This window comes from Rhodanobacter soli (assembly GCF_040548735.1).
Classification (GTDB): domain Bacteria; phylum Pseudomonadota; class Gammaproteobacteria; order Xanthomonadales; family Rhodanobacteraceae; genus Rhodanobacter; species Rhodanobacter soli_A.
On the sequence record NZ_JBEPSD010000001.1, the window covers coordinates 545,754 to 567,869 of the forward strand.

A 22,116-nucleotide genomic window follows, 5' to 3' on the forward strand; every position below is an offset into this window, starting at 1 on the left:
CATGGCACGTCACACCCGCCTGTCCGGCCTCGAACCGCTGGTCATCACGCCCGACCTGCTGTTCATCAACGTCGGCGAGCGCACCAACGTCACCGGCTCGGCGCAGTTCAAGAAGCTGATCAAGGAAGACCGCTACGACGAGGCCGTCGAAGTCGCCCGCCAGCAGGTCGCCAACGGCGCGCAGGTGATCGACATCAACATGGACGAGGGCCTGATCGACTCCGAGGCGGCGATGACCCGCTTCGTCAACCTGATCTCGTCCGAGCCCGACATCGCCCGCGTGCCCTTCATGATCGACTCGTCCAAGTGGACGGTGATCGAGGCCGGCCTGCGCTGCCTGCAGGGCAAGGGCATCGTCAACTCGATCTCCATGAAGGAAGGCGAGGCGCAGTTCCTCGAACACGCGCGCAAGGTGCAGCAGTACGGCGCCGCCGCCGTGGTGATGGCGTTCGACGAACAGGGCCAGGCCGACACCTGCGAGCGCAAGGTGGAAATCTGCGCACGCGCCTACGAACTGCTGACGAAGGAACTCGACTTCCTGCCCGAAGACATCATCTTCGACCCGAACATCTTCGCCATCGCCACCGGCATCGAAGAACACAACAACTACGCGGTGGATTTCATCAACGCCACGCGCGAGCTGAAGAAGCGCTTCCCCGACTGCCACATCTCCGGCGGCGTCTCCAACGTGTCGTTCTCGTTCCGCGGCAACAACACCGTGCGCGAGGCGATCCATTCGGTGTTCCTGTACCACGCGATCAGGGCCGGCATGGACATGGGCATCGTCAACGCCGGTGCGCTGACGATCATGGACGACATCGACCCGCCGCTGCGCGAGCGCGTCGAGGACGTGGTGCTGAACCGCCGCGAAGACGCCACCGAGCGCCTGCTTGAGATCGCCGACAACTACAAGGGCAAGCGCGGTGCGGCCGAGGTCGAGACGCTGGCCTGGCGCGAGAAGGACGTGCGCGAACGGCTCAGCCATGCGCTGGTGCATGGCATCGACCAGTACGTGGTCGAGGACACCGAAGAGGCGCGCCAGATGTCCACGCGCCCGCTCGACGTGATCGAAGGCCCGCTGATGGACGGCATGAACGTGGTCGGCGACCTGTTCGGCGCCGGCAAGATGTTCCTGCCGCAAGTGGTGAAATCCGCCCGCGTGATGAAGAAGGCCGTCGCCTACCTGCTGCCCTACATCGAGGCGGAAAAGCTGCGCACCGGCGATACCGGCAAGAACAACGGCAAGATCGTGATGGCCACGGTCAAGGGCGACGTGCACGACATCGGCAAGAACATCGTCGCGGTGGTGCTCCGCTGCAACAACTTCGAGGTGATCGACCTGGGCGTGATGGTGCCCGCACAGAAGATCCTGGAGACCGCGATCGCCGAGAAGGCCGACATGATCGGCCTGTCCGGCCTGATCACGCCATCACTGGAGGAAATGAGCCAGGTCGCTCGCGAGATGCAGCGACAGGATTTCCACATTCCGCTGCTGATCGGCGGCGCCACCACCTCGCGCGCGCACACCGCGCTGAAGATCGAGCCGCACTACAAGGCGGGGTGCGTCTGGGTGAAGGACGCCTCGCGCGCGGTCGGCGTGGCGCAGTCGCTGGTCAGCAAGGATCTGGTCGAAGCGTTCCTCGAAAAGATCCGGCTCGAATACGCCGACGTGCGCGAACGTCACCGCAACCGCGGCCCCGGCAAGAAACTGGTGTCCCTGGAAAAAGCCCGCGACCAGCGCTACCGCTGCGACTGGGCCAGCTACGAACCGCCGCAGCCGAACCAGCCCGGCGTCACCGTGTTCGACGACTACGACCTCTCCACCATCCGCCGCTACATCGACTGGACCCCGTTCTTCCAGGCCTGGGAACTGGCCGGCCACTACCCGGCCATCCTTACCGACGAAGTGGTCGGCCCGCAGGCCAGCGAGCTGTTCAAGGATGCGCAGGCGATGATGGACAAGATCATCGCCGAGAAGTGGCTGACCGCCCGCGCCGTGATCGGCCTGTGGCCCGCCGCCAATGTCGGCGACGACGTTGAGGTCTATGAACATGCCTCCCTTCTCCCTCCGGGAGAAGGTGCCCGAAGGGCGGATGAGGGTACGGCCGAAGCACGGCATCCAGCTCCGCCCGTACCCTCACCCACCCCTTCGGGGCACCCTCTCCCAAGGGGAGAGGGGAAACTCCTGGCTACGCTGCACAGCCTGCGCCAGCAGGCCGACAAGCCGCCCGAGCGCCCCAACCTCTGCCTCGCCGACTTCATCACGCCGAAGGAATTCGACAAGCCCGACTGGATCGGCGGCTTCGCCGTCACCGCCGGCCTCGGCATCGAGGAACACCTGGCCCGCTTCCAGGCCGACTACGACGACTACTCCTCGATCATTCTCAAGGCGCTGGCCGACCGCCTCGCCGAAGCGTTCGCCGAACACATGCACGAGCGCATGCGCAAGGAATTCTGGGGCTTCGTGCCGGACGAGGCGCTCGACAACGACGCGCTGATCGCCGAGAAATACCGCGGCATCCGCCCGGCCCCCGGCTATCCCGCCTGCCCCGAGCACACCGAGAAAGCCACCCTGTTCAAGCTGCTGGACGTCACCAAAAACACCGGCATCGAACTCACCGAAGGCTTCTCGATGTACCCCGCCGCCGCCGTCTCCGGCTGGTACTACTCGCACCCGGACAGCCAGTACTTCGTGGTCGGGCGGCTCGGCAAGGACCAGGTCGAGGATTACGCCAGGCGCAAGGGCTGGACCCTCGCCGAAGCGGAACGCTGGCTCGCCTCGAACCTGGATTACGAGCCGGAATAGCCCTGGATCCCCGGTGACGCCATCACACGGTGGCGTCACCGGTGATGCTGTTCTTGCGGTGGCGCAGGTGCACGACCAGGTTGTACACCGAGACGAATGCGGGGAAGAAGTTCGAGATGATGCCCACCGAATCGTTCTTGCCGATGATGAAATACGCCAGCAACAGGACGCTGCCGCAGACCGACAGCCACCAGAACGCCAGCGGCATCACCACCCGTTTCAGCTTGCGCGTGTAGTACAGCTGCACGAACCAGCGACTGGTGAACATCACCGAACCGAGCAGGCCGACGGCCTTCCAGGGCGTCAGCTCGAACTGCTGCAAGGCGCGAAGGATGCTGGCCAGGTGAATGCTGAAGAGTTCCATGGTGGTGCGCTTTTGACGTGGGGGGAGGCAAGTCTAGCAACCCGCGCTCCTTCCCTTGCCGCATCCCGACCCTTCCGAGGCATTGACCCGCCCGGCGACTGCCCCTAAAATTGCGCGCTCGCAGTGGGCGGTTAGCTCAGCGGTAGAGCACTGCCTTCACACGGCAGGTGTCACAAGTTCGATCCTTGTACCGCCCACCAATAGATTCGAGGACTTAGGCCACCCAACGGGTGGCCTTTGTTGTTGTACGGACCACCGTACGGACATTGATTTTGCCGCGCGCGTTGACCGTGCCCGGAAGCGTGCGAACAGACACGCACAGCCGCAGCAGCAAGGCACCGTGCGAGCCCCCACGCGCGCTGCGCGCCACCTTCCGCGCCCAAGACCCACCCCGCCCCTGTGGCCACAAGGCCTGCGTTGCGCTTTTGCAGAGGCGGTACGCAAGGACGCCAGCACGCCACGCGGCAAGCATGAAAAAGGCGCCGAAGATGCCGGCGCCTTGGCGCGTGCTGGACAGGATCACGGCATCGCGCCACCCCAGGCATCGGTACGGTGGTCCGTCCATGGTCGCTTGCGCCTGAAGACAGCAGCGCCTTGCCAGTTGTAGCCATAGCTCTCACCATCACGTCTGATCTAAGGGGAAAGTCAATGAACGTCGGTCCGGCCATTGTGGCCGCACAGAGCCAAACACATGCCGCGTGGGTGCGAACCATCGGATCAATTTTGGCTCTGATAATCGCTATCGGCGTTCCGCTTTACCTTCAGCGAAAAGAGCGTCATGCAGAAGCTCAGGATGCGCGTGCTATAGCCAGTAGCGACGACATCACATAGCAACAATTCGAGCTTTTCTCGGCGCACTTGAAGAAAGCGTCACAAAGTTGCAAGACATTCTTTGCATAGCTGAAGCAGTGCGCGCACTGAGAGGTGGGATAGTCATGGAAGTCCATGGGTCGTAGCCTTCAACACCCTAGTGCGGCCCCAGTCCTTGTATCGTCAAGAATGCCCACGCCGAGGCGGCCAGAAAAATACAAATCTGAATCGCCTTTGCGACAAAAAGACGCTTTCCCCGTCGTGTCATGCAACCACAAGCCTCACACTCGGAATGGCGCTTGAGCAACAAGTGACCGCAATGGTCGCATGCAATGGTGCGGTATTTAGGCATGAACTTGCGCTGGAGTTGATGATGCCATAGCGTCATCGCTTCCAGTCTCATAGGTTGAGACTCACGATAGGAAGAGTAAGCTGCATCAAACACAGGGGAGAGAAAGGGATGCTCGTATCAAAGTATTTCAAGTTGGGACGTAATCAGGCTACGCTCGATTTTCTAGACGTTCACATTGACAAAGACATCGCAGTATTTGTTGACCCGGGTGCCGTCAGAGCGTTGAAAACCGAGTGGGGGCATCACTGTGTGTCATTACTCCAAAGCTACTTTGACACTGTGCTGGAAGCGATTAGAAATGGCCAGCATGTTAGAGCGAAAGAGCTATTGGCAAGCTTAAGCGAGCGCAACGAGTTTCACCTAGGATTCTCAAAAGGAAAGTCACAAGGGCATGCACTAGGCCCAGTATCGGCTGAGAAAATATGGACTTCCCTTATAAAGAGCAAGGCCGCGACAACCGGTTTGCTGCAAGACCTTGAAGACACGATTCTGTTTGTGGATGGACTTGGTCCGGATATGTTGTCGGACGCTGTATGCAATATTATTCGCGGCCCGCTCATTGAATATACGCAGCAGGCGTGTAATTACTATGGCATACCACTAACGAAGGGTGTGAACTCAGGCCCAATTTGGAATCCTCGGGACGAAAAATGGGAGAACGGTCTTATTGAATTGCCAATGACAAGGCACGGCCCCGTAATTCTAATTCCAAAAATCATTGCTCGCGTCAAGCAAACCTATGGGGCTGATGAATACTATCGCCATTTCCTCATGCCCGTTTTGCAGCAGCATCATAAAGATATAAATTCGTCTCTGGTCCATGTACTTAAGGGCAAGAAAAACAAAGGCGTGAAGAAAGTCTACAAAACTAGCCTATACAACCTTTATGGTGTGGACAAGCTAGCGTCAGCCAGGTTGACAAGCGACCATCCTGGAGCACTGACAAATTACAGAGAGACAAAAAAAGCTACGCCATCTTACCCCCTTGACCACATTGCACTAGCCAAATTGGAGAACGTCGCACCTCCAGACTTCTCGGGCCTTCTAGACAACGTGATGCAGATAAAGGTTGGACGTGACGGTGCCGCAGCCTATGAAAACGCCATAGAAAAGCTCCTGTCCGCTCTCCTTTATCCATCCCTGGCATTTCCTGTAAAGCAGGACAAAATTCATGACGGGAGAAAGCGCATTGACATTACCTACGTCAATGACGCGAAGGTCGGATTTTTTAACTGGGTTTCGATGCACTATCCAGCCTCACATATATTTGTTGAGTGTAAGAATTACGGCAAAGAGGTTGGCAATCCAGAGGTAGATCAACTTGCAGGACGGTTTTCACCATCACGCGGTCAGGTAGGCATCCTCGTCGTTCGCTCCATCCAGAATAAGGAACTCCTCTTGAAGCGATGCAAGGACACAACTAACGATCGACGCGGATATATTCTAGTACTGGAGGATTCCGATCTTCAGGAACTAATTGGGCAACGTGGAGCGGTGAATCAGGGGGATGGAGAAAATATCCTCTACAAGCAATTCAAAGCGCTCATTTCGTAAGCCCTAATAGGCCACGTGCACCTGCATTCACTCGGTGCTCGTGACTGGTTCGCTCGGCGATGACGCCCACGTTGGAAACATCGTGCTACGCCAATCCTCCAATCTGCGAAAAAGACGTGGCGCGCGTTGTTCGCCACCAAAGGGAGCGAACATTATCACCCCCTGGGGTTGGGTCTGCGTGGCGCGAGCTTGGCGTGGAATGTCATCCGAGCGAGCGAATCCTCACAGTCTTCGACAATGCTGATGTCGCTCAACGCAACGACCTCAAACACTTCCTCGTCGTCAACGGTAATGACCGACGTCCCCTCGGTTTTGAGTAGCACCGTGGCTTGGAGTCCAATCCCCCAACTGTGGGCGGTTGGCCATGAATGGAGTCCAGCACATCTTTGAAGGAGCGTGTAGCAACGGGCACTTCACACGGCAGGTGCCACACGTTCGATCCTTGTACGTTCATCAACAGATTCAACGAAAGGCCACCCGACGGGTGGCCTTTCGTTTGGACTTCCTGTCACGACTTGTCGCGCGCCGTGGCGGCGCAGGTACGGGCGCGCTCCAGCAGCAACTCGCGCTCGCGCAGGTTCTGGGTCAGCGTGGCGGCGCGTTCGAATTCCGTGCGGGCCTCGTCGAGACGGTCGAGCCTGGCCAGCAGGTCGCCGCGCACGGTCGGCAGCAGGTGGTAGTTCGCCAATGCGGGTTCGTCGAGCAGCGTGTCGACCAGTTCGAGGCCGGCCGCGGGGCCGAACGCCATCGACAGGGCCACCGCGCGGTTCAGCTCGATCACCGGCGACGGCGCCAGTTGGGCCAGCGTGGCATACAGCGCCGCGATGCGCGGCCAGTCGGTCGCCTCGGCGGTCAGCGCCCGCGCATGACAGGCGGCGATCGCGGCCTGCAAGGCATACGGCCCCAGTGTGCCGCCCAGCTTCTCGGCGCGCTCGAGCGCAGCGAGGCCACGGCCGATCAGCAGGCGATCCCAGTGCGCGCGGTTCTGTTCCAGCAGCAGCACCGGTTCACCGCCGGGACCGGTGCGCGCGCGCGTGCGCGAGGCCTGGATCTCCATCAAGGCCACCAGCCCGAGCACCTCCGCTTCCTGCGGCACCAGTCCGGCCAGCACGCGGCCCAGGCGCAGCGCTTCCTCGCACAAGGCCGGCCGCATCCAGTCGTCGCCGGCGGTGGCCGAGTAGCCCTCGTTGAAGATCAGGTAGATCACGCCGAGCACCGACGACAGTCTTGCAGCCAGCTCCTCGCCCCGCGGCACCTCGAACGGCACCTGGGCTTTCGTCAGGCTGCGTTTGGCGCGCACGATGCGCTGGGCGATCGTCGGCTCCGGCACCAGGAAGGCCCGCGCGATCTCGCCGGTGGTCAGGCCGCCGAGCAGGCGCAGGGTCAACGCCACCCGCGCGTCGATCGGCAGCACCGGATGGCAGGCGGTGAACATCAGCCGCAGCAGGTCGTCGCCGATGTGATCGTCGAGCGCAGCTTCGACCACCGACACCTGCTGCTCCTGTTCCGCCTCCAGCTCGTGCATCAATTCGAGGTGCTTGCGTTCGAGCAGCTTGCTGCGGCGCAGCCGGTCGATTGCGCGGTGCTTCGCGGTGGTCATCAGCCAGGCGCCGGGATTGTCCGGCACGCCGGTATTCGGCCACTGCTCCAGCGCCACCACCAGCGCGTCCTGCGCCAGTTCCTCGGCCAGGCCGACGTCGCGCAGCATGCGGGCGAGGCCGGCGATCAGCCGGGCTGATTCGATCCGCCAGACGGCGTCGATGGTGCGATGGGTATCGGTCACGCTCATGGTGACCGATCACACCATTCCCACCCCGCCGGCGCAAGGCCGTAAGCACTATTCGCGCCTGGTTTTCGGCCGCCGCCTTCAGGCTCGCCGGGCCGGTTTCAATGATGACGATGAACTTGACATGTTGTCCCCGTCAGGAAGTGGCGATGAAGCGGCGCCGCGGACCGTCCTGCTGCGCATCCTGCACCTGCATGTCGGCATGCCCGGTCAACGCCTGCTGCACATCGACGGGAAAGTCGGTGAACTCCTGCACCTGGCGCACCTCGATGGCTTCGCCGGCCGACGCCGGACAACGCGACGCCCAGGCGATGGCCTCGTCCCGCGACGCGACATCGATCATCCAGTAGCCGCTGGGCACGTCCTTCGCCCCGGCAAACGGACCCTCGGCGACCATGGGCCGGCCATCGGCAAAGGACACGCGCGCGCCCATCGACGGCGGGTGCAACCCGTCCAGCGCAAGCAGCACGCCGGCCTGCCACAGCGCCTGGTTGTACTTCATCATCGCGATCACGCCGTCGACGTCCGGCAGGTTCCCCGGCGCCACGCTCTCGCCGTTGCCGGGGATCATCAACATCATGAAGCGCATGGTTGCTGTTCCTTCCCGCATTCGCGTGGAAGCCGGTGCGGGGCCCGGCTCATGACTTGGCGGCGACCTGCGCGCGCAGCCGTTCCTCCTGCTCGCGCAACTCGGGCGTGAACTCGGCGCCGAAATCGTCCGCCTCGAACACCTGGCGCACCTCGATCTCGGTGTCGCCGTCGAACGGCGCGCGCTTGAGCCACTCGACCGCCTCCTCCAGCGACTGCACCTGCCACAGCCAGAAGCCGGCGATCAGCTCCTTGGTCTCCGCGAACGGCCCGTCGATCACCGTGCGCCGGTTGCCGGAGAACCTCACCCGCACGCCCTTCGAACTGGGATGCAGGCCCTCGCCCGCCAGCATGACGCCGGCCTTCACCAGTTCCTCGTTGAACTTGCCCATCTCGGTCAGCAGCTGTTTGCTGGGCATCACGCCCGCTTCGGAGTCCGGGGTCGCCTTCACTATCACCATGAATCGCATCGTCGTGTCTCCTTCGAATGAGCCGGGAGCCAGGCATGCAAACCCCAGCTCTATCCGGACGACGAACGGCGAACCGGCAAATCGACATGGCCGCCTGCAGGCAGCTGAAACCACAATCGCAAACGATGAGCCGCGGCTCGGTATGCTGTGCGCATTGCGTCACCAGGGCAGGAAGGGATGAAGGAAAACCCAGGCGGACTGATCGTCCATCGCGGCAGCCGCACCGAACGGCTGGCCGACGCGCTGGCGCTGCAGCTGGAAGCGCAGCGGCCGGCCAATCCGCTGGCCGCGCAGACCGTGGTGGTGGCGCACCCGGGGTTGCAGCGCTGGCTGCTCGGTCGCCTGGCGCAGCGCCGTGGCCCGCAAGGCGGGCACGGCATCGCCGCCAACGTCGAGATGATCCTGCCGTGGCAGTGGTTCGAGCGCTGCGCGCGCCGCATGCTGGGCGACGAGGCGCTGATCGGCGGCGCGTATCGGCATGAAGTGCTGCGCTGGCGCCTGCTGCAAGTGCTGTCCACGTCGAACGCAGCGGAAGTCCGCGCCTATCTGGCCGGCGACGATGCCGCGCGGCGCGGTTTCCAGCTGGCCGAGCACCTCGCCGGCTTGTACACCCAGTACCTGATCTACCGGCCGGACTGGATCCTCGACTGGGAACAGCATCCGGCCCGCCACGACGGCGACTGGCAGGCAACGCTGTGGCATCGGCTGCGAACCTCCATCCAGCGCCCGCACCGCGCGCAGCGCAGCGCCGCCCTGCTCGACGCGCTGCGTGCCGGCAACGACCTGGCCAACGATCCACCGCTGCATGTGTTCGGCGTCAGCCATCTGCCGCCCGACGTGCTGGCGGCGCTGCAGGCGACCGCGCTGCACATGCCGGTGCATCTGTATTTTCCCGACCCCTGCCGCGAACACTGGGTGTATCTGCGCAAGCAGCGCTTCCTGCTCGCCCATGCGGACGATCCCGAAGCGCTGTATTACGAGGTCGGCCATCCGCTGCTGGTGGCGCTCGGTCGCATCGCGCAGGATTTCTGTCTCACCCTGGACGAGTGCGACGCGATCGACGAGCGTGATCCGCTCGACGAGGCCGAGCCGCTGGACGAGGCCACCGCGCTGCTTGCCCGGCTGCAGTCCAGCATCCGCTGCCTGCAGCCGGAACTGGTCGGCGCGCCGATCCGCGAACAACAGGCCGACGGTGCCAGCCTGGGCGACATCCTGCCCGCGTTGCGCCACGACGCCAGCCTGCGCGTGCACGCCTGCCACACGCGCCTGCGCGAACTGGAAGTGCTGAAGAACGCCTTGCTGCGCTGCCTGGCCGACGCCCCCACGCTGCAGCATCGCGACATCGTGGTGATGGCGCCGGACATCGGCGCCTACGCACCGTACCTCGCGGCGGTGTTCGGCGAGCCGGCGCAGTACCGCAGCGATCCGCTGCACATTCCCTGGCACCTCGCCGACGTCGGGCTGGCGCGGGCGCACCCGCTGATGAGCGCGTTCGCGCAGGTGCTGGACCTGGCCGAGAGCCGCTTCACGGTCAGCGAAGTGCTGGATTTTCTCGACGTGCCGGCGGTGGCGCGGCGCTTCGCGATCGACGCCGGCGGCCGCGACGCGCTGGAGCGCTGGCTGCGCCGCGCCCGCGTGGCGTGGGGCCTGGATGCCGCGATGAAGGCCGAGGCCGGCGCGGCAGCGGTCGACACGAATTCGTGGCAGTTCGGCTTCGACCGCATGTACGCCGGGCTGATCGTGGGTCAGGATGCGGATGGCGAACTGCTCGACGACATCCTGCCGCTGCAGGGCGTCGTCGGCAGCGCGGTGGAGGCGCTGGGCCAGTTCGACCGCCTGCTCGGCGAACTGCGCCAGGCGCGCCACGCCTTTGCCAGCGCGCGCCCGCTGGCCGCGTGGAGCGAGTGGTTGCTGGAGCGGATCGACGCGCTGTTTCTCGCCGACCCGCGCGACGACGCCGAGCAGAACGCGCTCGACGCACTGCGCCGGCTCGCCGCCGGCCTCGCCAGCCAGGCCGCCGAGGCCGACGTCCACGCGGCGTTGCCATGGAGCGTGGTGCGCGAAGCGCTGCGCGGTGCGCTCGACGCGGTGCCGGAGCGCCAGGCCTTCCTGCTCGGCGGGGTGACCTTCTGCGGGCTGGTGCCGCAACGCTCGATCCCGTTCCGCGTGGTCTGCCTGCTCGGCATGAACGAGGGCGAGTTCCCGCGCCCCGGCAACGACGCCGGCCTCAACAAGATCCTCAGCCAGCCGCGCCGCGGCGACCGCGACACCCGCAGCGAAGACCGCTACCTGTTCCTGGAGGCGCTGATGTCGGCGCGCGACGCGCTGCACATCAGCTACGTCGGCGAAGGCGTGCGCGACGGCAAGCCGCGCAATCCCGCCGCGCCGCTGGCCGAGCTGCTGCAGTTCCTCGACGAACAGCACGCCATGGCCGACGACGACAAGGCCGAGCGGCCATGGCGCATCCGCCATCCGCTGCAACCGTTCGACGCGCGCTACTACGAACGCGACGCGCACGGCCAACCGCTGAAAGATCCGCGACTGTTTTCGTACGATCCGGCGTTCCTCGCCGCCGCGACCAGCACCGGCATGCCGCCCTTTCTCGATGCGCCAGGAACTGCACCGGAAACCGTGACCCGCGGTGAAATCGCCCTCGGCGCACTCAAGCGCTACTGGCGTGATCCCGCACGCGACGCCCTGCTGCGCGGCCAGGGCATCAGCCTGCAGGCGCTGGACGACGGCGGCTGGCCGGATCGCGAGCCGCTGGAGACGAAGCTGGAGAAACTCGAACGGGTCGATCACCGGCTGCTGTTCGAAGCGCTCACCGCCGGCCGCGACGCACTGCCCGTCGAACCGCCGGCATGGCTGGCACATTCCGGCATGCTGGCCGGCGGAGCGATCGGCGCGCAGGCCTACGCGCAGTTGCGCGACGCGTTGCATCCACTGCTCGAGGGCGCGCGACCGCTATTCGCCGACGGCAGCGCGCAATCGCAGGCACAGGCGATCGACCTGGATCTCGGCGGCGGCCTGCGCCTGACCGGCGCGGTCGACCGGGTATTCCGCGGTGTCGACGGCCCCCTGCTGTTCGACGCGCAACCCTCGCGTGCCGCGGGACTGAGGGACATCCTCGCCTTCTACATCGACTGGGCCGCCCTGCGGCTGAGCCGCGCCGACGCCGTGCACGGCGAGTACCTGGAGCCCACGTCCAACAACCGGAAGTCGCGCAGCGCGGGGCTGCTCGCGCCCGTGCTGGCGCAGGATGCCGCGCAACTGCGCCGCGGGCTGCGCTGCCTGGCCGAAGCCTATTTGTCCGCCGAACGACAACCGCTGCTGTTCTTCCCGCGCACCGCGCAAGCCTACGCCGCCAGCGCGCCGCAGGACCGCCTCGCCAAGGCCGCCGCCGCCTGGGAAGGCGACGATTTCAACAGCGGCGAACGCGATTACGCGCCCGGCTACGCAGCCTTGCTGAGTCGCGGCCTGGATCTTTTCGACGAAGCCGGCCCCGCACACCGTGCCTTCGTCGCCGCGACCGAACTGGTCTGCGATGTGCTCGACCCGGGACATACGGCATTGATGAAAGCTGCGCAGGACATCCAACCATGACCGCCGCCGAAGCCCTGCCCCCGCTCGACTGGCGTGCCATGCCGCTGCACGGGCGCGTGCTGATCGAGGCCAGCGCCGGCACCGGCAAGACCTGGAACATCGGCGTGATCTACCTGCGCCTGCTGCTCGAACGCGAGCTGCGCGTGGAGCAGATCCTGGTGACCACCTTCACCGATGCCGCCGCGCAGGAGTTGCGCGAGCGCCTGCGCCGACGCCTGGTCGAGGCCGAGCGGCTGCTCGCATCCGCCTCCATCGACGCGGCCAGCGACGATCCCCTGGAAAGCTGGCTGGCCGCACTGTGCCCCGACGAAGACCGCACCCGCCACGCGCTGCGCCGGATCCAGCTCGCCCGCACCGACCTCGACCGCGCACCGGTGTCGACCATCCACGCGCTGTGCCAGCGCATCCAGCGCGACTACCCGCTGGAAAGCGGCGCCGCCTTCGCCAACGACAAGCTGTTCGACGAACAGCAGCTGATGCGCGAATGCGTGGAGGATTTCTGGCGCCGCCGCTATCTCGTCGGCGGCGTCGACCCGCGCGAAGCCGAGCTGCTGCTGAAGGACGGTCCCGAAGGCCTGCTGCGCGATCTCGGCGGGCTGGCGAACAACGCCGACGCGCGGATCGAGGCCGGTGGCCTGGCCGAGCTCGAACGCCGGCTGGCCACGCTGCGCACGCCGGACAGCATCACCGAACTGCAGCGGCTGGCCGGTGACAGGACCCTCTACGCGCCGCGCAAGAGCGCGCTGTCGAACCGGCTCGACAAGATCGCCCGCGCGCTGCAGGACGACGATGAAGAACAGCTGGCCACCGCACTCGACGACGCGTTCGACCCCGACCAGGTGCTCGCACAGGAAGCACCCGCCAGCGCCGGCACGCTCAACGCCCATCCCTTGATCGAGGCCCTGCAGGCGCTGCGTCCACTGCTGCAGTTGCGCACCACCTTCACCCGCGGCGCCGTGCTGGCCGAAGCGGCGCAAGCCTGCCGCGAAGAGATGCCGCGGCGCGCACGCCAGCGTCACGTCATGACGTTCTCGATGCTGATCGACGCGGTATACCAGCGGCTCTGCGGCGAACAGGCCGACGAGGTACTGGCGGACCGTTTGTACGACGCGTTCCCGGTCGCCCTGATCGACGAGTTCCAGGACACCGACCAACGCCAGTTCGCGATCTTCGAGCGGATTTACCGCGGACGCGGCACGCTGGTGATGATCGGCGACCCCAAGCAGGCCATCTACAGTTTCCGCGGCGGCGACATCGCCGCCTACCTGCGCGCCAGCGAACAGGCGGGCCAGCGCTTTTCGCTAGGGACCAATCACCGTTCCAGCCGTGCCCTGGTCGAGGCCCTGAACGCCTGGTACGGCCACACCGAAGGCGGCTTCGGCCAGCCGCAGATCCGCTACCAGCAGGTCGCGCCGGCCGGCAAGGCGGACGAGAAGCCGTATGCCGTCAACGATGAAACCGTGGCGCAACCGCTGGTGATCCATCCGTTTCGCGGCGACGCGGTCGACAGGAAAGGCAACCCGCTGAAGGCGCTCGGCGAACTCGAAGCGCTGGCGCTGGACGACTGCGCCAACCGCATCGCCGAGCTGCTCAACGATCCACGACAGCGGATCGGCGGCCAGCGGGTGACGCCGGGAGACATCGCCGTGCTGCTGTCCACCAACAACCAGATCGTGGCGCTGCGCTCGCGACTGGTCGCGCGCGGCGTGCCCTGCGTGGGCGGCGGCCGCGGCAACGTCTTCGCCGGCGAGGTCGCGCGCGAGCTGGAGCTGATCCTGCACGCCGTACTGCACCCCGACGACGACCAGGCCGTGCGCGGCGCGCTCGCCACCCGCCTGCTCGGCGCCACGCTGGAACAATTCCGCGCCTGGCAGGATCAGCCCGCCGCGTTCGAACGCGAGCTGGAGCGTTTCGAGGCGTGGCGCGCACTGGTACGCAGTCGCGGCGTGCTGGCACTGATCGAGGCCTTGCTGGCCATTCGCGCCACCGCCTTGCTCGCGCTGCCCGAAGGCGAGCGCGTGCTCACCGACCTGCGCCACCTGGGCGAATTGCTGGCCGCCGAGGAGAGCACACGACAGGGTCTGGATGGCCTCTATACGTGGTTGCTGGAGATGCGCCAGGAGGGCGCCGACGGCGATGCCGAAGCCGCCGACGAACGCCAGCTGCGCATCGAGAGCGATGCGCGCCGGGTGCAGCTGCTCACCATCCACGCCAGCAAGGGGCTGGAATTCCCGATCGTGTTCCTGCCGCTGGTATGGCGCATCGGCAGCCGCAGCGGCATCTACGCGCCGAAGCTGTTGCGCTATCACGACGCCAGCGGCCGGCGCTGTGTGGACCTGGGCTCGGCCGACTTCATCGAGCATCGCGGCCGGCACTTCCGCGAGGAACTGGAGGAACGCCTGCGCCTGCTCTACGTCGCCCTGACCCGCGCCGTGCACGCGGTGCACGTGTACTGGGTCGACCGCGGCCCGCTGCCGGCTGGCGATGCGCATGCCTGGGAGTGGGCAGCGATCGACCTGCTGATCCGGCAGGCGCAGCAACGCCTGGCGCTGGCCGAGGGCGAAGCCTCGCTGGAGGCGATGGCCGCAACGCTCGGCGGCATGCAATTGTCCGCGCCGTTCGCCGACGTCTTCGTCGGCTATCAACCGCCGGCCGAGACAGCCTCGCCGCGGGCCACGCAAGCACCGCTGCCGCGCCTGCGTCCCTACCAGTGGCTGCACAGCTTCAGCGGCCTGACCCGGTACGCGGCCGCCGCCGTGGTGATCGACGACCGCGACGCCAGCGACGAAGCCGGCCAGGAGGAACCCGCGGCCGGCGTCGATGAGTCTGCCGAGGACGGCCGCCTGCTGAGCCTGTACCCGCTGCGCGGCCCGCGTTTCGGCGACGCCGTGCATCAGGTGTTCGAACTGGCCCAGCCCGGCCCGGTATGGCCCGGGCAGCGCCAGCTGTTGCACCGGCAACTGGCCGCACAGGCGATCAAGGCCCACAACGTGACGCCGGACGAAGCGCTGGAACGGGTGGGCCGGATGATCGACCGCGCGCGCCAGGCCGACCTCGGCAGCGGCCTGCGCCTGTGCGACATCGCCCCCGAGCAACGCATCGTCGAGTTCGAATTCCAGTTCCCCGTGCATCAGGTTCCGCTGGCGCGGCTACGCCGGCTGTGCGCCGCGCACGGGCGGGCCGACGTCGTGCCGGCCAGCCTCGACGCCGGCACGCTCAACGGCATGCTCACCGGCTTCGCCGACCTGATCGTCGAATGGGATGGCCGCTTCCACGTGCTCGACTACAAGACCAACTGGCTCGGCGCACGGCTGCGCGACTACCAGGGCAACTCGCTCGACGCCGCGATGGCCGAGCATCATTACCCGCTGCAGGCGTTGCTCTACACGGTGGCCCTGCACCGCTATCTGCGCCAGCGCATGGACGGCTATACGGCCGAACGCCAGCTCGGCGAAAGCTGGTACCTGTTCGTGCGTGCGCTCGGCCTCGCACCGGGGCATGGCGTATGGCGCCACCGTTGGCCCGTGGCGCTGATCGAGGCGCTGGACGACGCCTTCGCCGGCACGCAGGAGGCTGCCGCATGAACCGTCCGCCTGACCACGTCGCCGAAACCGACGAGCGCGCGATCGACCAGACCCTGACGCAATGGGTGCTCCGACGCAGCGGCTCCGCCCTGCTCGCCGCCGCCACGCGGGCGGCCAGCAACGCCGAAGGCCACGGCCATTCCTGCGCGTGGCTGGACGACCCGCAGGCCGATGCCCACTTCGACACCGATGCGCTGCAGGCCTTGCGCCAGCACGCATGGGTCGGCGATGGCTCGCACTTCACCCCGTTCGTGCTCGACGCGCAGGATCGCTTCTACCTGTGGCGCAACTGGCAGCATGAATCGAAGCTCGCCGCCGCGATCCTGCAACGCAGCGCACAACGCACGCTGCCGATTCCCGCCGCCACCCTGGCCGAAGACCTGGACGCGCTGTTCGCCGGCATGCCGCACGGCCCCACCGACTGGCAGCGCGCCGCCGCGGCTGCCGTGCCCGGTGCGCGCTTCTTCGTGCTTACCGGCGGCCCCGGTACCGGCAAGACCACCACCGTCGTACGCATGCTGCTGATGCTGCTGCAGCATGCGCAAGCCTGCGGCCTGCCGGCGCAGCCGTCCATCGCGCTGGCCGCACCCACCGGCAAGGCCGCGCAGCGCCTGGTGCAGGCCATCGCCAAGGGCAAGGCCGAGCTGCAGGTGGCGTTGGGCGAAGACCGACAGCCGGCGGGCAATGCCCGTTCCGCGAACCCGCTCCGACCCAACCTGTCGAACCTGCTGCAGCAGATCCCGCACGCCGACGCGCGCACGCTGCATCGCCTGCTCGGCTACCGGCCGATGGACAATAGCTTCAGCCGCGGCCCGCGCAACCCGCTGGCCGAGGACATCGTGGTGGTCGACGAGGCCTCGATGGTGGATCTGGCCATGATGCGCCAGCTGCTGGAAGCGCTGCGCCCCGACGCGGTGCTGATCCTGCTCGGCGATCCGGGCCAGCTCGCCTCGGTCGATGCCGGCTCGGTGCTGGCCGACATCGTCGCCAGTGCGCCATCGAACCCATTGCCGCCGTCACTGGCCGGCCTGCTCGCACCGCTGCTGCAACACGCTCCACCCATCACCACGGCCAACGCCGCGCTGGCCGGGCAGGTACTCACCCTCACCCATACCTGGCGCGCAGGCAGCGGTCTGCAGCGCGGCATCGAGGCGTTGCGCGACACGCCCGACCCGGCCTGGCTGGACACCTTGCTGCGCGAGCGGGCGGACGGCGACCTGCACCTGCGCCACTGCCCCAACCCGCATGCCCTGCGCGCCTGTGTCGACGGCTGGATCGAACGCCACGCCGATCTGCTGCAATCGCTGCTGACGCCAGCCACCGACGCGGGCGAGGCGCTGCAGCGACTGCGCCAGCTGCAGATCCTGTGCGCGCTGCGCGACGGCCCGTTCGGCGCACAAGGTCTCAACGACCTGATCGCGCGTCGGCTCGCCATCCGTTTCGGCATCGACGGCAGCCGCGCCTGGTACCACGGCCGCCCCGTCATCATCACCCGCAACGACTATGCCCGCGGCCTGTTCAACGGCGACGTCGGCATCGCGCTGGAAGGTGCGGAAGGACTGCGCGTGTGGTTCGAGCTCAGCGACCGCGACGGCAATGCCGGCCTGCGCAGCTACTCGCCACGCGCCCTGCCCGCCCACGAAAGTGCCTGGGCGATCACCATCCACCGCAGCCAGGGCTCGGAATACCACGACGTGGCCGTGCTGCTGCCGCCCGACCCGGACAACCGCGTGCTCACCCGCGAACTGGTCTACACCGCCATCTCGCGTGCCCGGACCCACGCCGAAATCTGGACCACCGACGACTCGCTGCGCGCCGCACTGGCGCGCCCGATCCGCCGCCAGGGCGGTCTGCGCGAACGGCTACGGTCACCATAAACGCCGCAAAGCCGCGGCATTCACGGGTATCCGCACGCTCTTGATCTTCCGCCAAAATCCAGCGCGGAAGAGCTTACGGCATCACCAGCATCCAGCCACACCAGCGGAGCCGGTGACATCGCGCTTGCCAGTCTGATCGAGCGAGAGCGTGCCGCACTTGGCATCGCGGCTCAGCTGCGCACCCTTCGGCGTGGCCGTGATCTTGTAGGCCGATACGCTCAACGAGGTGGACGGCAGGTCGTAGTCGTAATCGGCGCCGGTGCGCTGGACACTGGCGCAATCCAGCCCCGGCAGCGCCGCGCTCTTGTAGCTGAGATTGGTGGTGTAGTAGCGCTCCATGTAGTTGGCGTGCTCCGACAGGCAGCCTTCCGCCGCCACCCGCTTGGTCTTGGTGATGTAGTTGGTGTACGTGGGCAAGGCGATCGCGGCAAGGATCGCGATGATCGCCACCACGATCATCAGCTCGATCAGGGTGAAACCGGCGCTGCGGCGCATGCGCATGGCCGCCGCGCCATTTCCATCCGGTGAGAATCGTTTCATCGCTGCAATCCTTTACTGGTTGATCAGTTCGCGCCACGAAACCCGCTGGATGCTTCCGGTCGAGCCTGACGTGGTGATGCTGCTGTTCGAGCCGTTGTCGAAACTCACCAGCATGCTGCCGCCTACGAAGATAGGGTTGTTGGGCAGCGAGCTGAAGCCGATGCCGGCGGCCGGGTAGCTCTTGTCGCCCACGGTAACCGTGTCGGACGCGTTCACCATGCCATCGCCGTTGACGTCGAAGAAGTTGTCGGACGGATTGGTGCCAGTGAACGGATTGATCGCCATGATCCAGCCGCCACCGGACGGATTGCACACGTCGGCGGCTTGCGGAATCCGCGTGGTGCCCAACAACAGGTTGCCCTGGAACTGGTTGGAGGTCACGATCCGCTCACCTTCGGACACGAGGGCGCCGCCAGTGCCGGTCGGCGAGAGCAGATCCATGTACCAGCCCGACTTGCCCGTCATGTCGGACGAGGTCGGCGCGGGCGTCACCGCCCGCGCCGGCGATACCGGCGGCGTCGCCTTGGAGTCGCCTGCCGTCTCCGCCACGATGGCGCGCTGCACGAGGTTGTCGGCACGGGTCATGGTGGAAGCGATCATCGGGCTGTTGGTGGCGTCGGTGGTCTGCACGATCAGGCCGTACCAGCTCTGGGTGGCCGTATTGGTGAGGTCGGCCGTGCTCAGATACTGGCCAGTACCGAAGAACACCCAGGTATTGCCACTTGCCGGGTCCTTGCCTACCAGCATGCCACCCGTAATCGGCTGCAAGTTGGCGGAGCTGTCCTTGGCAACGAACAGCAGGCTACCGGTGCTGTTCGGCGTGCTGGTAGTCGTGCCGCTGCCGGTGTTGAGTGTGAACGACCACACATTGCCGTGCAGGTCGCCGGCATAGGCCACCGTGCTGACGCCGGTGCCCGCCGGATCCATCCACACGCCCGGGGCGGCCAGGCCGTTGTCGGCAGTGGTGTCGGTGGTCGCGTGCACGTTGAGCGCCCCCGTGGCGAGATCGAACTGCAGCAAGGCCGACACGCCGGCCGTGCTGTTGTAGCCATTGCCTATCAATACCGACCAAATGCTGTCCGCGGTCTGCGCAATCACCGGCTTGCCGGACATCTGGCCGATGTAGTTGCTGTTGGTCTTGCCGTCTCCGGCGGAACGCTCCCACAGGAACTTGATCGCGGTCGGATCGGTGATGTCGAAAGCGTAGACTGCCTTGGCCAGGCCGCGACCGGTGGTGCCTACCAGCACCGTCTTCCATGCGCTGCCCATGTAGACATCCGCCACCGTTAGCTCGCCGTCGTTGAAATACTGATGCGGCGCGCTCGTCGTGGTGCCGTAGTCGGGACTGGACAGTTGGCTGAGGCCAACCAGCACGCCGGCGCTGCCCGTGGTGAGCACGGCGCCCGGAATGTAGGCAAATTTTTCCGCGCCGGTGGTGGCGTCGAAACCGTGCAGCATGCCGTCATTGGCGGCGACATAGAGCAGCTCGGCGCGCGAGGCGGCGGTGCTGGGCGTGAAATTTCCCTTGTTGTCTGTCGTGCCGCTGGCGAACGCCAGGTACGTTGTCGAGCCCGTGAAGGTCTGGTTGGCGAACAGGTTCGGATCAGGTGAACCTACGTAGATCGGCTGCGAGTCGACGATGTCGCCCAGCGGCGTGTCGCGGTTGCGGTAGGTGCCGCCGGTATTCTTCTGCTCCAGCGTGGCGTCGCCGCGCAGGTAGTTGACCATGTTCGCCTGGGCGGCCGCGGTACCGCCCAGCGCACTGAGTTGCGTGGGGGATAACGCGGGCGGCGTGCTGCCCGTGCCGTTCTTGAACACCACGTACGGCGAGGTATTCCCTGTTGCCGCGGAGTTGTACGTCCAGATGTTCCGACTGGCTGCCGCCGGCAGCGAATTCGCCGCGGTCCAGGTCGGGGTGGCGGCGATCGTTCCGGTGTTGGGATCCACTGCCAGCGCCTTCAGGTCGCCCTTCCACTTGGCCGTGTAGTAATTGGCCTGGTACGCCACCGTACCGGTCTTCAGCTGGGTGGAGTTGGCCGCCAGGCTGGCGCCGGTGCCCACGCGTTCGGAGGCACGTTTCAACGCATCCTTCAGGCCGCTGGCGAACGCCTCGGGGCTGGTGGCGGAATAGAAGCCGCCATGGCCGTCGACGGCGGCGTGCGCAAGGTCGGCGATGTTGTTCTGGCTATCGGAGCTGGGGGTCGGCCAGCTGAAATTGGGAATGGCCGCGCCACCATTCGCCCAGTCGAAGATCTGCTTGACCGTCGTGCCCGCTGGCGAGATGCCGGTCGGCGAGAAGCCCATACCCAGAGTGAACGTGGTCATGTGCTGCCAGAACGCCGGGTCTTCCGTGCTGGTCGGCACTTCGTTGGGCGTACTGCCGCGCAAGTCGGTCACCCAGTACTTCATCGCCACGTCGGCAAGTGTGTCCGATGTGCTGTCCGAATACGGTGCGGCAGGCGTGTAGGTATAGGTCTGGTTATTGCTGCCGCTCAGCGTCGCCTTGGTGTTGTCCACATTGCCGATATTGCTGGGCGTACTGCCATTCCAGAAGCCATCGGTGGTCAAGATGCTGTATGACTGTCGGCAGGCAAGCTCGGTGTCGGTGCCGCTGACGTACCCGGACTCACCATCCAGAGTCAACCAAGGCTGCTGGGTACCGTAATATTTGCCCACGGCATTCAATGCGCCACGCAGTGGCGTCCAGCTCGTGGGTTTCGTGCCTGCCAGCCAATTCCACAGCTTGCTTTTTTGCGTACCGACGGTGCCATCGCCAAATGGCTTTACCAGCGCGATACCCGTCTGGTACGTGTCCCCATGCGCGGAAGTGGTGAAAGCATAATAGTCGTCCCCCAAGGAGCTTGAGCTCGCATTGCTTCCGCCGATCGACCCGAAGCCCACGCGAAAATTCGAGTCCACTCCGGAAAACGCGCTCATGACGCCGCTCTTGGCCATCAGCATGCGCGTGCGGTAATACGAAAACCAATTCGCGACATTCTGCTGCGCCGCACTGCTGTCATCGCAGACAGCCTGGCTCGCCGAAGGCAGCGACGCGCAGTCACCGCTCTGTCCTACATAGTGGGACGTGTTGCTGGTGCCTGTGGTGTAGGTGAAAAAGTACTTGTAGCTATACGTGGTGGCCGTGCAGGTGTTGCTGCCGTCAGGACCACTGTCGCCATAGTTACACGCATATTGGGGGGCGTAGTAGGTGTAGCCGTTCCAACTGCTATGCCGGCACTGCCCCTTATAGGTGCCGGAAGTCATCAATGTATCGCCCGAGTTGCAACTGAGCGTAGCCGCATACGTGCTCGTGCTGGCGATGGTGAACCTCGTGAAGTAGTTGAAACTTCCCTTGAACTGAGTCACATCGGTCGTGCTCGTATCGCGGAAGCCATCCTTGTAAGCACCCGTGATACTCGGCGAATTTGGATACAGCGTGCCGTCGGCTTTTGGCGGCGGGGTATAAGTCACGGTCGGGTTGTAATACACGCCGTTTATGCCTGAATTGCGTTTGCCGCCAAGGCTCGTATCGCTCAGATCATCCGGCATGTAGTCGTTATCCATCGACCCCGAATCGTCCAGCATCAGCACGACATTCGGCGGCAGCGGCTTCTGGATGATCAGTGGCGCCTGCTCGACGGGGACGGTGGCCAGCGCGGGCGAGAAGGCGACGCCCAGCACCCACACGGACAGGCCGGCCGACAGCACCCTGCCGAAGAAACAGCCGGGCCCGCGATGCGGATGGAAGGTGATGTTCATGGCGATTCCGCTCCTGGGTGGTG

General features: G+C 65.4%; 11 protein-coding genes and 1 tRNA gene. 6 read left to right on the forward strand and 6 right to left on the reverse strand.

Features of this window, described 5'->3' with window-relative positions; all coding sequences use genetic code 11:
- Position 1 precedes the first annotated feature (1 nt).
- Complete coding sequence (gene metH / locus ABIE04_RS02550) at positions 2-2,806, forward strand: methionine synthase (RefSeq protein WP_354547012.1); 2,805 nt, start codon at positions 2-4, stop codon at positions 2,804-2,806.
- 22 nt (positions 2,807-2,828) lie between these two features.
- On the opposite strand, the gene ABIE04_RS02555 is transcribed toward metH, so the two are convergent.
- Positions 2,829-3,170, reverse strand: coding sequence for a lipid-A-disaccharide synthase N-terminal domain-containing protein (locus ABIE04_RS02555; RefSeq protein WP_354547013.1), 342 nt, complete (start codon positions 3,168-3,170; stop codon positions 2,829-2,831).
- Between the two features lie 125 nt (positions 3,171-3,295).
- Between ABIE04_RS02555 and ABIE04_RS02560 the strand changes: the two genes are divergently transcribed.
- A tRNA-Val gene (locus ABIE04_RS02560) sits at positions 3,296-3,370 on the forward strand.
- Positions 3,371-4,440: 1,070 nt separating this feature from the next.
- Positions 4,441-5,886, forward strand: a complete 1,446-nt coding sequence (locus tag ABIE04_RS02565) for a hypothetical protein (protein WP_354547014.1) — start codon at positions 4,441-4,443, stop codon at positions 5,884-5,886.
- A 508-nt stretch (positions 5,887-6,394) separates the two neighbouring features.
- Here the strand turns inward: ABIE04_RS02565 and ABIE04_RS02570 are convergent.
- The 3 genes from ABIE04_RS02570 to ABIE04_RS02580 form a co-directional block, all read right to left on the reverse strand.
- Positions 6,395-7,675, reverse strand: a complete 1,281-nt coding sequence (locus ABIE04_RS02570) for an RNA polymerase sigma factor (protein WP_354547015.1) — start codon at positions 7,673-7,675, stop codon at positions 6,395-6,397.
- Positions 7,676-7,808: 133 nt separating this feature from the next.
- Positions 7,809-8,261 (reverse strand): YciI family protein, encoded by a 453-nt coding sequence (locus ABIE04_RS02575; protein WP_354547016.1) that lies wholly within the window; start codon positions 8,259-8,261, stop codon positions 7,809-7,811.
- A 49-nt stretch (positions 8,262-8,310) separates the two neighbouring features.
- Positions 8,311-8,730 (reverse strand): YciI family protein, encoded by a 420-nt coding sequence (locus tag ABIE04_RS02580; protein WP_354547017.1) that lies wholly within the window; start codon positions 8,728-8,730, stop codon positions 8,311-8,313.
- 177 nt (positions 8,731-8,907) lie between these two features.
- Between ABIE04_RS02580 and recC the strand changes: the two genes are divergently transcribed.
- The 3 genes from recC to recD are packed head-to-tail and all read left to right on the forward strand — an operon-like array spanning position 8,908 to position 17,794.
- Positions 8,908-12,333, forward strand: coding sequence for an exodeoxyribonuclease V subunit gamma (gene recC / locus ABIE04_RS02585; protein ID WP_354547018.1), 3,426 nt, complete (start codon positions 8,908-8,910; stop codon positions 12,331-12,333).
- Positions 12,330-15,917 (forward strand): UvrD-helicase domain-containing protein, encoded by a 3,588-nt coding sequence (locus ABIE04_RS02590; RefSeq protein WP_354547019.1) that lies wholly within the window; start codon positions 12,330-12,332, stop codon positions 15,915-15,917. Before recC ends, ABIE04_RS02590 begins: the two co-directional genes overlap by 4 nt.
- Positions 15,914-17,794 (forward strand): exodeoxyribonuclease V subunit alpha, encoded by a 1,881-nt coding sequence (gene recD, locus ABIE04_RS02595; RefSeq protein ID WP_354547020.1) that lies wholly within the window; start codon positions 15,914-15,916, stop codon positions 17,792-17,794. Before ABIE04_RS02590 ends, recD begins: the two co-directional genes overlap by 4 nt.
- A gap of 81 nt (positions 17,795-17,875) precedes the next feature.
- On the opposite strand, the gene ABIE04_RS02600 is transcribed toward recD, so the two are convergent.
- Together ABIE04_RS02600 and ABIE04_RS02605 are read right to left on the reverse strand one after the other, a co-directional pair.
- Positions 17,876-18,334: a type IV pilin protein gene (locus tag ABIE04_RS02600; RefSeq protein WP_354547021.1), complete on the reverse strand. Its 459-nt coding sequence runs from the start codon at positions 18,332-18,334 to the stop codon at positions 17,876-17,878.
- A gap of 12 nt (positions 18,335-18,346) precedes the next feature.
- Entirely contained in the window at positions 18,347-22,021 is a 3,675-nt protein-coding gene (locus ABIE04_RS02605; protein WP_354547022.1) for a pilus assembly protein, read from the reverse strand.
- Positions 22,022-22,116 lie beyond the last annotated feature (95 nt).